The sequence below is a fragment of the Pseudomonas sp. RT4P38 genome (assembly GCF_054897765.1).
The window spans coordinates 4,164,183-4,177,283 of record NZ_CM142703.1 but is presented as its reverse complement, the minus strand read 5'-3'; the positions used below and the strand labels follow the sequence as shown (position 1 = coordinate 4,177,283).

Annotated in this window: 10 protein-coding genes; 3 read left to right on the top strand and 7 right to left on the bottom strand. The window is 61.6% G+C overall.

Translation table 11 applies throughout. The annotated features are described in order from the left end of the window. Positions 1–12: 12 nt before the first annotated feature. On the bottom strand, positions 13–1,590 hold the full coding sequence (locus ACYZT7_RS19305; protein WP_461963441.1) for a DUF1302 domain-containing protein: 1,578 nt from the start codon (positions 1,588–1,590) through the stop codon (positions 13–15). Between the two features lie 265 nt (positions 1,591–1,855). Here ACYZT7_RS19305 and ACYZT7_RS19300 point away from each other — a divergent pair, with 265 nt between their 5' ends. Together ACYZT7_RS19300 and ACYZT7_RS19295 are read left to right on the top strand one after the other, a co-directional pair. Further along, positions 1,856–3,598 carry an FAD-dependent oxidoreductase gene (locus ACYZT7_RS19300; RefSeq protein WP_462037816.1) on the top strand — a complete coding sequence of 581 codons (1,743 nt, stop codon included), beginning with the start codon at positions 1,856–1,858 and terminating at the stop codon, positions 3,596–3,598. Continuing rightward, positions 3,595–4,473: an SDR family NAD(P)-dependent oxidoreductase gene (locus tag ACYZT7_RS19295; RefSeq protein WP_462037815.1), complete on the top strand. Its 879-nt coding sequence runs from the start codon at positions 3,595–3,597 to the stop codon at positions 4,471–4,473. Before ACYZT7_RS19300 ends, ACYZT7_RS19295 begins: the two co-directional genes overlap by 4 nt. 130 nt (positions 4,474–4,603) lie before the next feature. Here ACYZT7_RS19295 and ACYZT7_RS19290 read toward each other — a convergent pair whose 3' ends face one another. The 6 genes from ACYZT7_RS19290 to ACYZT7_RS19265 all read right to left on the bottom strand — a co-directional run bounded on the left by ACYZT7_RS19290 (position 4,604) and on the right by ACYZT7_RS19265 (position 11,148). Beyond that, positions 4,604–6,184, bottom strand: coding sequence for a FadD3 family acyl-CoA ligase (locus tag ACYZT7_RS19290; RefSeq protein ID WP_462037814.1), 1,581 nt, complete (start codon positions 6,182–6,184; stop codon positions 4,604–4,606). A gap of 72 nt (positions 6,185–6,256) precedes the next feature. Further along, complete coding sequence (locus ACYZT7_RS19285; RefSeq protein ID WP_462037813.1) at positions 6,257–7,003, bottom strand: SDR family NAD(P)-dependent oxidoreductase; 747 nt, start codon at positions 7,001–7,003, stop codon at positions 6,257–6,259. Between the two features lie 99 nt (positions 7,004–7,102). Continuing rightward, a complete protein-coding gene (locus ACYZT7_RS19280) occupies positions 7,103–8,185 on the bottom strand; it encodes a 2Fe-2S iron-sulfur cluster-binding protein (RefSeq protein ID WP_462037812.1) in 1,083 nt (360 codons plus the stop codon). 13 nt (positions 8,186–8,198) lie between these two features. Beyond that, a complete protein-coding gene (locus ACYZT7_RS19275; protein ID WP_462037811.1) occupies positions 8,199–8,954 on the bottom strand; it encodes a glucose 1-dehydrogenase in 756 nt (251 codons plus the stop codon). Continuing rightward, a complete protein-coding gene (locus ACYZT7_RS19270) occupies positions 8,942–10,621 on the bottom strand; it encodes an FAD-binding protein (RefSeq protein ID WP_462037810.1) in 1,680 nt (559 codons plus the stop codon). The genes ACYZT7_RS19275 and ACYZT7_RS19270 overlap by 13 nt, the downstream gene beginning before the upstream one ends. An 11-nt stretch (positions 10,622–10,632) precedes the next feature. After that, positions 10,633–11,148: a flavin reductase family protein gene (locus tag ACYZT7_RS19265; RefSeq protein WP_462037809.1), complete on the bottom strand. Its 516-nt coding sequence runs from the start codon at positions 11,146–11,148 to the stop codon at positions 10,633–10,635. A 756-nt stretch (positions 11,149–11,904) separates the two neighbouring features. On the opposite strand from ACYZT7_RS19265, the gene ACYZT7_RS19260 reads away from it, so the two are divergent. Then, positions 11,905–13,089 carry an acyl-CoA dehydrogenase family protein gene (locus tag ACYZT7_RS19260; RefSeq protein WP_462037808.1) on the top strand — a complete coding sequence of 395 codons (1,185 nt, stop codon included), beginning with the start codon at positions 11,905–11,907 and terminating at the stop codon, positions 13,087–13,089. Positions 13,090–13,101 lie beyond the last annotated feature (12 nt).

The window sequence follows — 13,101 nt, the reverse complement described above, 5'->3', positions numbered from 1 at the left end:
CCATCAGGGGATTCAGAACCGGTATTTGAAGTTGAGGGCGACGTTGTCGCGGTCGGCCAACGGGGCGTTGTTGGCGTTGCCCAGGTAGGCGTTGTAACGGGCTTCAACGGTGAAGTTGCCCAGATAGCGCCATGAGCTGCCGATGCTCGCGCGGTCGTCGCCCTGGCCTGAGTTGATCGAGCCCACCAGTGCGCTGTCATGCTGGGCTGCGGTGCTGTAGGTGACGGGCACCGACATGTCCCAGCCGCTGAACACGTTGTTGTAATCGAAGTTCGCCTGAACCGTGTAACCGAAGGCGTCGCGGTCATAGACCAGACTGTCGGTGCCCGGCAGCGAGAATCCAGGGGCGAATGTCACAGGTTCCGACTTGTCGTTGCTGAGCACGGTGTTGTAGACCAGCTCACCGGTCAGAGTGGTGTTGTCGGCCCATGATGTCGGGCCGAGCACGTAGATCATCGATGTCTGCGCCTGCATGGTTTTGCCGCGCACCGGGCTTGAGAAACCGTTGTCGACCATCACTGGCTGACCGTCGCGGTAGCTGACTTCACCGGCCCAGCTCACGCTGCCCAGCACCGTTGCGAAACTCGCGCCGTAAAGATCGATGTTGTCGAAGTAGCGGACCCGGTAGTGCCCCAGATCGGTCTGGAAATCCAGAGACGGGGTCTTGTCGTGGTATCGCGAGTAGTAGAGGCCGAACTCGGTGTTGTTCAGCGACTCTACCGCATAGGTCAGCGCCACACCGTATTGGCCGCTGTCGCTCGGCTTGTCGTCACCCAGGCGTGTCAGGAAACCGCTGGCGTCGTTGAAGCCACCCTCGTCGATGAAGTCGGTGGTGGAAAAGTAGCTACCCACGCCGAACAGCTCGGTCTTTTCCCATTTGTATTGGTAGTAGGCCTGCAGGTCGAGGCTGTCGGTCAGGCTGAACTGCGTGAACAATTGGCCGACGGGCAGCAGGATCTCCTTGACCTCAACCCCCGGAGTGGTCGACTTGGTCGCATCCACCGGGCTCTGGGCGGCGGAAATGCCGGGGTAGAACAGACTTTCACCCCAGCTCACTACCTGGTTGCCGAGCCGCGCGTTGAAGTTGTGGCCACCGATGTCCCAGGTGCCATACGCGTAGTAATCGAGCATGCGCAGTTCATTGCGGTGTTGGTCGATGGTGTCCTGGGAAAAACGATCGGGACGGTTGCAATGACCGCCGGCGAAGCAGTTCGAGGTGCCCGTGTCGTTGTCGTTGCCCTGATCGTAAACGTTGTCGTAGAAGCCCGTCCCACGCAGGAACACGCCGTAGTCCTCACGCCATTTGATGTTGGCCTCGGTGAGAAAACCGCTGCGGTTGTTGATCAGACTGCCTTTGTCGAACGCGTTGTTGCCATCGTTGCCGTTGGCATTGGCCGTCAGCTTGTGATCGCGAGAGTCGGTCCGCCAGGCCAGGCTGTACGTCAGTGTGGTATCCCAGTCGACGCTCAAATCCTCGTTCGGCTGGAAACTCATGGCGCTGGCTTGACTGCCCAGTCCACCAGCCAGCAAGAGCATGGCCAGCTGTACGCGAGGGTGCAGCGATTGTGGGGCGATTATTGTTTTTATCATGTCGTCCTCATGCCCAGGTCAGACCTGCCCGACCTGCATTTCAGGGGGTGATTGGTGCTGTGGGCGACTATGGAGTCAGCTTTGGGGCGCAACATCGTCCAAGCGGACTAAGCGATTTGCACAAGGCTTGGGGCGCCCATCGCCTTAGTCCCATCGGACGATGACCGTTCAGGGCACGCGGCGAACAATCCCGAGACCGACTGCACCGGGCGAAGATCTGGCGGCGGCGGTTTTTGCCTGATGGGCGCTGAGCAAGGGTGATCGCATGAAAACTGCCGAGATCAAATGGGATGAGTGCTGCGATGTACTGGTGATTGGCTCCGGAGCGGGGGGAATGACTGCGGCGCTGCGTGCCCATGACCTGGGGCTCAATGCGCTATTGATCGAGAAGAGCGCCGAATACGGCGGCACCTCGGCGGTGTCTGGCGGCGGCATCTGGATACCTGACAACCATCGGATCAAAGCTCTGGGCGGCAGCGATTCAGCAGCGGAAGCGATCGCCTACATCCGTGCAGTGACCCATGGCGAGATCAATGACGGGCGAATCGAAGCCTATGTCGAACACGGCCGCGAGATGGTCGAATACCTTGAACAACAGACCCGCGTGCGCTTCGAGGCGCAGCCTCGCTATGCCGATTACTACCCGGAAGTCGAAGGCGGAAAACCGGGCTACCGCTCCATGGACCCGCAACCGTTTGACGCCGCCGAACTGGGTGAGGAATTTCTGCGCATGCGTGCGCCATCCCCCGGAACACTGATGATGGGACGCATGGCGATGACCATGAAAGAGGCGCAGGTGCTGTTGTGTCGTGGCCCTGGCTGGTTGCGACTGACGCTGCGGGTGATGTGGCGTTACTGGCTTGACCGCGAGGGCCGGCGGTTGTCACGCCGCGACCGCTTCCTGACCCTTGGCAATGCCTTGATCGGCGCCTTGCGCTGTTCGTTGCAGGATCGCGGCAAGTCCCTTTGGCTGAACTGTGCACTGGAAGAACTGCTGCTCGTTGGTGATCGGGTTGGCGGCGCTCGCGTCTGTCGCGACGGGCAGTTACTCAACGTCAAGGCACGCTACGGCGTGATCATCGCGGCCGGTGGTTTCGAGCGTAATCAGGCGATGCGCACGCAATATCTGCCGCAGCCGACCCAGGCCACCTGGAGTGCCACGCCGCCGCACAATACCGGTGACGGCATTCGCGCCGGTCAGGCAATCGGTGCTCGCACTGCGCTGATGGACCATAGCTGGTGGGCGCCGACCACCCATGTCCAGGGCGAAGAAAAGCAGCGCGCACTGTTCGTCGAACGGACCTTGCCGGGCTGCGTGCTGGTCAACTCTGCCGGTGAACGCTTCGTCAACGAAGCCGCACCCTATACCGACATCGTCTACGCGATGTACGCCAACAATCGCGAAGGCGCGGTGAGTGTGCCGTGCTGGATGGTGTTCGACGCCGAATTCCGCCGCAAGTACCCCTGCGGCGCGTTACTACCAGGCTATGCCCAGCGCGATTGGCAGCTGCCCGAGCATCTGCGCGAGTACTTTTACAAGGCTGCAAGTTTGCAGACGCTGGCAGAAAAAATCGGCGTCGACGGTGCCGGTCTGGTCCGTACGGTGCAGCGTTTCAACGGCATGGCCGTGCAGGGTGTCGACGCGGATTTCCATAAAGGTGAATCGCTGTTCGATCGCTACTATGGTGATCCGAGTGTGCAGCCCAATCCTTGCCTGGCGCCGTTGCTCAAAGGTCCGTTCTACGCCGTGCGCATTGATGCCGGGGATATCGGCACCAAGGGTGGTTTGCTGACCGATGTTCACGCCCGCGTATTGCATGAGGACGGCCAACCCATCAACGGTTTGTATGCCATTGGCAATAGCGCCGCCTCCATGATGGGCCGCACCTACCCCGGAGCCGGTTCGACCATTGGCCCGGCAATGACCTTCGGTTACGTGGCGGCCAATCACATCAAGTGTCAGAGCGAGACCAGCTCGGCCAAAAGCCTGTTCAGGAGCGTCGAATGAATCAGCCATTTAAACAAGTCGCGGTGGTGACCGGCGCCAGTCGCGGGGTCGGTCAGGGCATCGCCCTGGCCCTTGGCGCTGCGGGCATGACGGTGTTTGTTACAGGACGATCTCCAGAAACGGGAGGATCGAACTTATACGGTCATGCGTTGCGCGGCTCGCTGGAGGACACGGCTGCCGCGATTACTGCGGCGGGTGGGCAGGGTATCGCGGTGGTCTGCGATCATGCCGATGATGCGCAGGTTCAGGCACTGTTCGCCCGGGTTGAAAAGGAATGCGGGCAACTGGATTTGCTGGTGAACAATGCCGCGTTCATTCATGACCGATTGATCGAGCCGGGACCTTTCTGGGAGAAGCCGCTGGACCTGGTGCGCATCCTCGACGTCGGTCTGCGTTCGGCTTACATCGCCAGTTACTTTGCTGCGCCGTTGTTGCTGCGCAGCGGTCGGGGGCTCATTTGTTTCACTTCTTCATTTGGTGCCGGGTGCTATATGCACGGCCCTGCGTACGGTGCGCAAAAGGCCGGGGTCGACAAGTTGGCGGCTGACATGGCGATCGACTTCGAGGGGCGGGGCGTGGCGGCGTTATCGCTATGGCTCGGCCCGCAACTGACCGAGCGCACCCGGATTGCCGGGGAGCAACATGGCGAGCAATACAAGGCCTTTCTGGCGGATGCCGAAACCCCTCAATTCAATGGCCGGGTGATTCACGCTCTGCTCAATGACCCGCAGTTGATGACGTTCTCCGGGCAAACATTAATCACCGCCGAAATAGCCGCCGGTTATGGCATCAGCGAAGCCGGCGGCCGCCAGCCACCTTCCCACCGCGCCATGCTCGGCGACCCGCGCCGGCAGCACCCGGCGCGGGTGATCTAGTCCACATTCGGCAGGTCAAACACAAAACCCTGTGGGAGCGAGCTTGCTCGCGATAGCGTCAGGTCAGTCAACATTGATGCTGAATGTACCGCCGCCATCGCGAGCAAGCTCGCTCCCACAGGGGTTGCGTTTAATTGACTGGCTGCAAAGCCCACTCGCGCAACACATTCTTGGTCACTTTGCCCGCTGCGTTGAGCGGCATGCTCTCAAGCACTCGCACCCGGCGTGGGACTTTGTAGTTGGCCATCTGCTCGCGGCACCAGGCGAGGAATCGGGCCTGCTCGATCTCTATGCCCGGAGCTGGTAGCAGGAAGGCCATTGCCACTTCACCAAGACGTTCATCGGGGATGCCGATCACCGCGACCTGGGCCACGCCGGGGTAGGTCAGCAAGCAGTGCTCGATCTCCGCCGGGTACACATTGAAACCTCCAGTGATGAACATGTCCTTGAGGCGGTCGGTGATGCGCAGGTAACCCTGTTCGTCGAGCACGCCGATGTCCCCGGTGTGCAGCCAGCCGTCGGCATCGAGGACTTCCTGACTGGCCTGCAGATCATTGAAATAACCCTGCATCAGGTTGTAGCCGCGCACCTGAACCTCGCCGGGGACGTTGGCCGGCTGGCTGCGGCCGGTGCTGCCAACGCAGCGGATTTCCACGCCAGGCATGGCGCGGCCGCTGGTGTTGGCGACCAACTCCGGCGAATCCCCAGGACGGCAGATCGTCGCAAAACCGCAGACTTCGGTAAGACCATAGGCGGTGACGATGGTGGCAAACCCCAGTTCGTCACGCATGCGCCGGATCATCTCCACCGGAATCGCCGCGGCACCGGTCACCGCTACCCGCAATGACGTCAGGTCAAATTCGCTGCGTTGTGGGTGAGCGAGCAATGACTGATAGAGAGTCGGCGGGCCAGGCAGCACGGTGATCCGTTCGCGCTCGACGCACTCAAGCACTGTCTGCACATCAAAAATCTGCTGCGGCACGATGGTGCAGCCGCGCATCAGCGCCGCCAGCCAACCGGCCTTGTAACCGAAGGAATGGAAGAACGGATTGACGATCAGGTAGCGATCGCCCTCACGCAAACCCACCACCTCGCTCCAGTCGCGCACTATCCGCAGGTTTTGCCCGTGGCAAGTCTTGACCCCTTTGGGCTTGCCGGTGGTGCCCGAGGTGAACAGCAGGTCGGACAGCGCTTGCGGGCCAACGCTTTGTTCGCGAGTTCGCAGGGACAATTGCGACACGTCTGCGCCCAGGTCGAGGAAGTCATCCCAGTTCAGGGTGCCCGACCCACCGCTGCGCAAGGTGACGATCTGGCGCAGCGCCGGCAGGTCTTCAGACGCCAGCATGCGCGGGTAATCGACACCCAAAAATTCACCAATGGCAAACAGCACGCAGGCACCGCTTTCGCGAAGGATAAAACTGGCCTCGCTGCCCTTCATGCGGGTGTTGAGCGGCACCAGTGCAGCGCCGACACTTTGTAGCGCGCCAGCGGCGACGATCCATTCCCACAGATTAGGCGCCCAGATCGCCACCCGATCCCCGGCCTTTACGTCCAGCGCCAGCAGCGCGCGGGCGGCTTGTCGGCGCAGTTGGTCGAGTTCTCGGTAACTGATCGAGCGCCCGTCATCCTCGATGGCCGGGCGGTCGCCGTAGGCCTGGGCAGCGTTGGCGAACAGTTGGGCGATGGTCAGTGCGGTTGCGACAGGCGGCATGGGGCCTCCCCGGTTAGAAGACAGTGGCGAAAAAGGGAGTGGGCCGGGCAGGGCGCCCGGCCGGATAGCGAATTACTGGGCGGGCGGGGCGAAGCGGCGACCGGCGGAGAAACCACCGTCCACGGCGATCATCTGGCCGCTGACAAAGGATGCTTCGTCTGAAGCCAGGAACAGCGCGACGTTGGCCACTTCTTCCGGTTGTCCGGAGCGGTTGAGCATGTGCTGCGAGGCGAAGAAAGCGTGGAAGGCTTCCTGCTCGCGGACCATGCTGGTCATCGGTGTTTCGATCAGGCCGGGGCACAAGCCGTTGACGCGGATATTGGCATAGCCGTAGTCAATGGCCATCGAGCGCGTCAGCTGGTTGATGCCGCCCTTGGAGACGTTGTAAGCAACGTTGCCGTCGCAGCCTTGCAGGCCGAAGATCGAGCCGATGTTGATGATCGAACCGCTGCGTTGGGACACCATCGATTCCAGCGCATATTTGCTGGTGAGCATGCTGCCCGTCAGGTTGATGTCCATCACCCGTTGCCAGTTGGCGGTGGTGGTCTGGGTCACGCTGCCCTGGTCGGCGACGCCGGCCGCGTTGACCAGCACGTCGATGCGCCCGAAGTGGCCGATGACTTCTTGCATGACCTGCTGGACCTGCGCTTCATCGCGCACATCGAGGGTCATGAACAGGCCAGGGAAATCCGCCGGTGCGGTGCCGATGTCCAGCCCGACCACTTGCGCACCTTCAGCGGCGAAGCGGCGCACACAGGCCAGACCGATCCCCGAAGCGCCGCCGGTTACTACCGCGACCTTATTCTGCAAACGAGCCATAACTGCACCTCTTTTATTGTTGTGGGCTAATGCTGTGGCCGAGTCTAACCGCAGACTGTGCCCGGGTGATCGTCCGTTGAGACTATTGCTGGCGGGTGTTCAATCCGGGAATTTCAGCCGTACCCGGACACCGGTTGGACGGCTCTGGCAGGCCAGCGTCCAGCCTTCGGCCAATTCTTTGGGGCTGAGCACATCGTTGCGTGCCAGCTGGATATCACCTTCCTGGACGACGCACATGCAAGCCCCACAAAAACCTTCTTCGCAAGAAGAGGGCACGTCCAGGCCTGCCGCTCTGCAACTTTGCAGCAGGGTGTCGCCTGGGCGGCAGGCAATCTCGTGTTGCTGACCGTCGAGCTCGACAATCAGCGCCTCGCACAGTGATCCGAGGGCCGCCACCCGGGCCAGGGTTTCTTCGACGAGTAGTTCGTCGGGATCCGGAGGCGAGACAAAGCGCTCGACATGGATGCGTTCGGCGGCTTCGCCCAGCCCCAACAGCGTGCGCTCCACGGTGTCCATGAACGGCCCCGGTCCGCAGATGAAGTAGTCACCGCCAGCGGAACCGCGCAGCAGATGACGCACCTGGGCGTCGGTCAGGAAACCCTGAACCGAGTCGAGGACGTGCACCACGTGCAGTTGATCAGGATGCGCCTTGATCAACTGACACAGCTCATCCTTGAAAATCACCGAGGCTTCATCACGGTTGGCGTAGATTAACTTGATCGGCCGCTGGCTGCTGTGCAGAGTCGATTTGAGTATGGAAAACACCGGAGTGATGCCCGAACCTCCGCCGAACAGCACCAACGGTCTATCAACCGATTGTTCCTCGTTCAGGCAGAAATGCCCCGCCGGTGGCAACACCTCCAGCCAGTCACCGACCTGTACCTCGTTCATCCAGTTCGACACCCGGCCGCCCTCGACCCGTTTGACCGTGACCTTGGGCAGCGCATCCGACAGCGGCGAACTGGCCATGGAATAACAGCGGGTCAACAGCTTGCCGGCGCAGGGCACGCGAAAGGTCAGGAACTGGCCCGGTTTGTAAAGAAAGCGCTCACGCAGTGGCGGTGGTATTTCAAGCACCAGCGAGCGCGCATCAAAGGTCTCGTCGATCACCGCGCACACTTGCAATGAGTAGCTTCCCGTCGCTGATTCGGCCGGTGTCAGGTTCTGCTGTTGCGTGCCCATGTTCACCTCGGCCTCAGAGCCCGCTGATCAATTGGGCGTTGTCGACGCGGATCTCGGCACCGTTGACGAAACGTGACTCGTCAGTGGCGAGGAACAGCACCACATTGGCAATGTCCCGGGGCGCGCACATACGATTCATCGGGTCTTGGTCGAGGGCTTCCTGAGGGATCGGCTGGCCGCCGGTCAAGGCCTGGGTCATCGGCGTGTTGACGCCATCCGGGTGCACGCTGTTGCAGCGAATGCGGTAGCCCTGTTGCTTGCAGTGCAAGGCAATCGAGCGAGTCATTGCCGCCACCGCGCCTTTGGACGCCGAGTAGGCACAGAACATCGGCATCGCACCCAGCGCCGCCACCGACGACATATTGATGATCGAGCCGCCGCCGGTTTCCTTCATGGCCTGGATCGCGTATTTGCAGCCGAGAAAGTAACCGTCTCCATTGATTTTCTGCACCTTCTGCCACAGTTCCAGCGTGGTGTCTTCGATGCTGCCCAAGGCCAGAATCGCAGCGTTGTTCACCAGTACATCGAGGCGCCCGAAGTGTTCCAGGGTGGTTTTGATCACCTGTTGCCAATCGCTTTCGCTGGCGATGTCATGGCGAATGAACAGCGCTTTGCTGCCGATTTCTGCGGCGACCTGGCGTCCGGCTTCTTCGTTGAGATCGGTCAGCACGACTTTGGCACCTTCACGGGCCAGCAGCAGGGCGTCTTCGCGACCGATGCCGCTGGCGGCGCCGGTGATGATGCAGACTTTGCCTTCTACACGTTGCATTGTTGTTCTCCTGAGCGTGTGGTTTTAAGTGTGACTTGATCGACCAGATGGGCAGCGGCACGGCGACCGGAATAGATGCAATCGGCCAGCGACAGGCCGGAGACATACAGATTTGAAGCGACCCCGACCGCATTGCGGCCGGCGCTGTACAGACCACGGATCGGCTGACCTGCGTGGTCCAGCACCTGGCCGCTGCGTTCGCAGACTTTCAGCCCGCCCAGGGTGATGACGGGGCAGGGGAACAGGCGGCTGGCGAATGACAGATCGAGGGCGTACCACGGGCCTTGTTCCATATCGGCGAGCATGGCTTGCGACTTGCCGAACGTATCAACGATTTCGCCTCGCGCGGCGCGGCTATAGGTTTCCACGCTCTGTCGCAGGGCCTCGACGGGCAATCCGCAACGCTTCGCCAACCTCGTCAAGCTGTTGCTGCGCCGGGCGTTAAACAGCAAATTGAGCAGCACCGGCAGGCGCTGGAATTGCCAGACCTTGCCCGGCCCGACCTGACGTAATGCCTCGCGCACCAACGCCCGGTTGAGAATCAGAATGGCGCGGCCGTCCTGCTCTTCGACCATCGCGTGGCCGAGGGTCGCACCGTAGATTTCTTCGTTGGCGTAACGCTGACCCCGAGCATTGACGATCAGCCCTCGGGCCCAGGCCAGTGGTGGATTGATAAAACGCCAGGCGCTGACCTTGTCCATCCGCGCCACGCTGCCACCGGCACTCTGGCCCAGGGCGATTCCGCTGCCGTTACAGCCTGTGGTCCCCAGCGGCAAACCGGCCAGATACTGCGGCGCATGCTGGCGGACCCACCCGCGATTGAAGATAAAACCGCCGCTGCTCAGCAACACACCTTGTTCGGCGCGAATCAGCTGGCGTTCGGCACAGGTTTGTTCGATGCGTCGCAAGCGAGCGCGCAAACGGTCGGCCAATGCCGGGGCGTACAGGTGGATGGCGCTGGCCCAACGTGAAAGCCGGGCATGCTGACGGGCTGCGGGACTACCGGGCGGCAGCTGCCAGGCTTCGACCCCCAGCACTTGATCGCTGGTATCGAGCACCAGCCGCCGCACTTCGCACTGGCTGCGCAGGCGCGCACCGTGACGCAAGGCGCTGGCCTTGAGCGGGGCGAACAGGCTGGCGCCGGACATGCCGGGGCCTTTGGTGCGGTGACCGCGAGGTGCCGGTTTGGCAATGGCGGCATAGGCCGGTACGGCTTCGTTGCCGGAGTAATAAAGGTAGTGCTGATCGCTCGGGTACGAAGTTTTATGCGGTGGCACGCTGGATTCGAATGCGACACCCTGACACTCAAGCCAGGCCAGTTGCTCGGCACTGCCTTCGCAGAAATTTCGCAACGTCTGGCTGCTGACGGCTTCGCCGACTTCCTTTCGCAGGTAGTTGAACATCGCTTCGCTGCTGTCGTCATAGCCGGCCTGGTGCTGGTACGGCGTGCCGCCACCGGCATACACCACACCGCCACTGATCGCGGTGGCGCCGCCCCCTTCGAAGCGGTCCAGTGCCAGCACCGCCAATCCGCGACTGGCCGCTTCGATGGCGGCACAGGCGCCGGCGCCGCCAAAACCAACCACCAGCAAGTCGCAGCGATCATCCCATTGCAGCTGGTCGGTGCTGCTCACTCGTAGCGCCGTCAACCCGTTCAGGCTGTCCATTTTTTCAGGCCTCAGCCGGCGAAGGCGAAGGAGGGTGCGGGTTTGGCGGTGGTGGTGTAGCTGCCGTCGAGGTAGACCAGTGGGGTGATCGCGGCGCTGGTGTGAATCTGCAGGATGCGCCCGATGAACACGGTGTGGGTGCCATAGCTGAAGTGGCCGTCCTGCCGGCAGAGGATCGCCGACTGGGCGTCACCCAGATAGGGAATGCCGCCGGCGCTGGTCAACCAGTTGCCGCGGTCGAACCGTGCCTCGCCTTTGATGGCGCCGCTGCACAGGTGTGCCAGGTCTTGTTGCTCGACGCCGAGGATGTTGACGCAGAAGTCTGCGCCGGTCGCCAGTGCGGCATGGGGGGAGGCGGTTTTGTTGATGCAGATGAGTAGCGATGGTGGTTCGGTACTGAGGGAGTCGACTGCCGTGGCGGCCATGGCGAACCGCTCAGAGCCATTGCTGGTGCTGATTATGGTGACTGACTTGGCCAGGCGGCGCATGGCCTGGAGCATGTCGGCTTTCAAATTGATGTCGTTCATCGCACTAGCCCTTTCGTTGTGCATGGAGTGCGATGGATTCTTGCTCTGACTCCCCGCGCTAACATCGTCCGAGGGGACTAGGCCTTGGCGGCCTCTGGGCCGACCAGGTTCTTGTTGATCGAGTACATATCCATTCCTTCGGTTATTGCGGCTGACGGTTTCGCCCTTACGGCGAGTCCCTTTTGTCAAACGCCACAAAAGGAACCAAAAAGTCTCGCCCCAAGCGTCCGGCCCCTCGCCTGGGCTCGGCGTTCCTTCGCTCCGGTATCCATCCGGGGACACTGCCCTCCGGTCTGCTTCGCTACGACCTACATGCAGCGTGTTCGACTGCGTCGAACGGCGCTGCGCGCCACTCCCCGGATGCACACCTCCACTCAGCCTTCCGAAGGGGCGGGTGGATCAAGATCAAGAGCTGCAGGCGAGCTAACGCTCGGCCTGTTGAGTGGTGAGAAGCGAAAGGCGAAAGGCGAACACTGATCCCCTGTGGGAGCGAGCTTGCTCGCGATGGCGGCTTATCTGTCGACCAATCTCTTACGGCTGTACGCAGTCCCCCTGTAGGAGCTGCCGCAGGCTGCGATCTTTTGATCTTCGTTTTCATCCTTCGCTTTTCTTCAACGCCACATGGTCCGTTTGAGGGATGCCCACCGCCGCACGCATTGCTTGAATGCCGCTGTGGAGGCGAGCACCACCGGTGCTGCATCCGCCCCGCTGCACGCGCGCCCCGGCGGATGGGGTGAAGAGAGGAGAACAATAAAAATGCTCAACCAAGACCTGATTCGCCAGCGTCTGAGCCAACGTGCCCGCGAGCTGGTGCCGATCTTGCGTGAACGCGCCCAGAACGCCGCGCAAGCCGGCCAGTTGCCTGAAGAGACCCTGAAGGATTTCCACGACGCCGGGTTCTTTCGCATCCTTCAGCCATCGCGCTGGGAAGGCTATGAACTCGAACCCAAGGACTTCTTCGAGGTGCAGATGACCCTCGCCGAAGGCTGCATGTCCTCGGCCTGGGTGCTGGGGGTGGTGGCGATCCATAACTGGCAACTGGCGCTGTTCGATGACCGAGCGGCACAGGATGTTTGGGGCGCCGACTCCAGTGTGCTGATCTCTTCTTCCTATATGCCGGTGGGCAAGGTCGAGCGGGTCGAGAATGGTTTCAAGCTGAGCGGGCGCTGGGGGTTTTCTTCCGGCAGCAAGCACTGCGACTGGGTGTTCCTGGGGGCGTTGGTGCCGCCGGAGGAGGCGGGCGGGGCGCCGGATTACCGGACTTTCCTGGTGCCGCGCAGCGACTACCAGATTCTCGACAACTGGAATGTCATGGGCCTGGAAGCCACCGGCTCCCACGATATTCTGGTGGAGAGTGCCTTTGTTCCAGAGTACCGCACTCATCGGGCGTTCGACGGTTTCATGCAGGACAGTCCGGGTAACGCAGTGAACACCGCGCCGCTGTTCCGCCTGCCATTCGGGCAGATTTTTGTGCGGGCGGTGTCGTCCTCAGCCATTGGTGCCCTGCAAGGCGCGGTGGATCAGTTTGTCGAGCACAACCGCGCGCGGGTCGGGGTCAACGACGGTCGCAAAATGGTCCAGGACCCGGCCGCGCAATCCGCGCTGGCCGACGCCATGGTCTGCGTCGACGAGTGCAAAACCGTCCTGCTGCGCAATTTTGCTCTGATGATGCAACGTGCCCAAAGCGCAGAGCCGTTGAACATGCCCGAGCGGGTGAAGATGCGTTACGACTCGGCGCTGGTGGCCGACAAGTGCGCCAAAGCCGTCGCCGACCTGATGTTCAACAGCGGCGCCTCGACCATCTTCCGCAGCCACGCCATCAACCGGGCATTTCGCGACATTCACACTGGCCGCGCCCACGTCGCGAACAACCCGGCCAAGTACGCCTGGAATCTCGGCGGGGTCAGCATGGGCCAGGACAGTAACGACTTTTTTCTCTGACTTTTCCCTTTG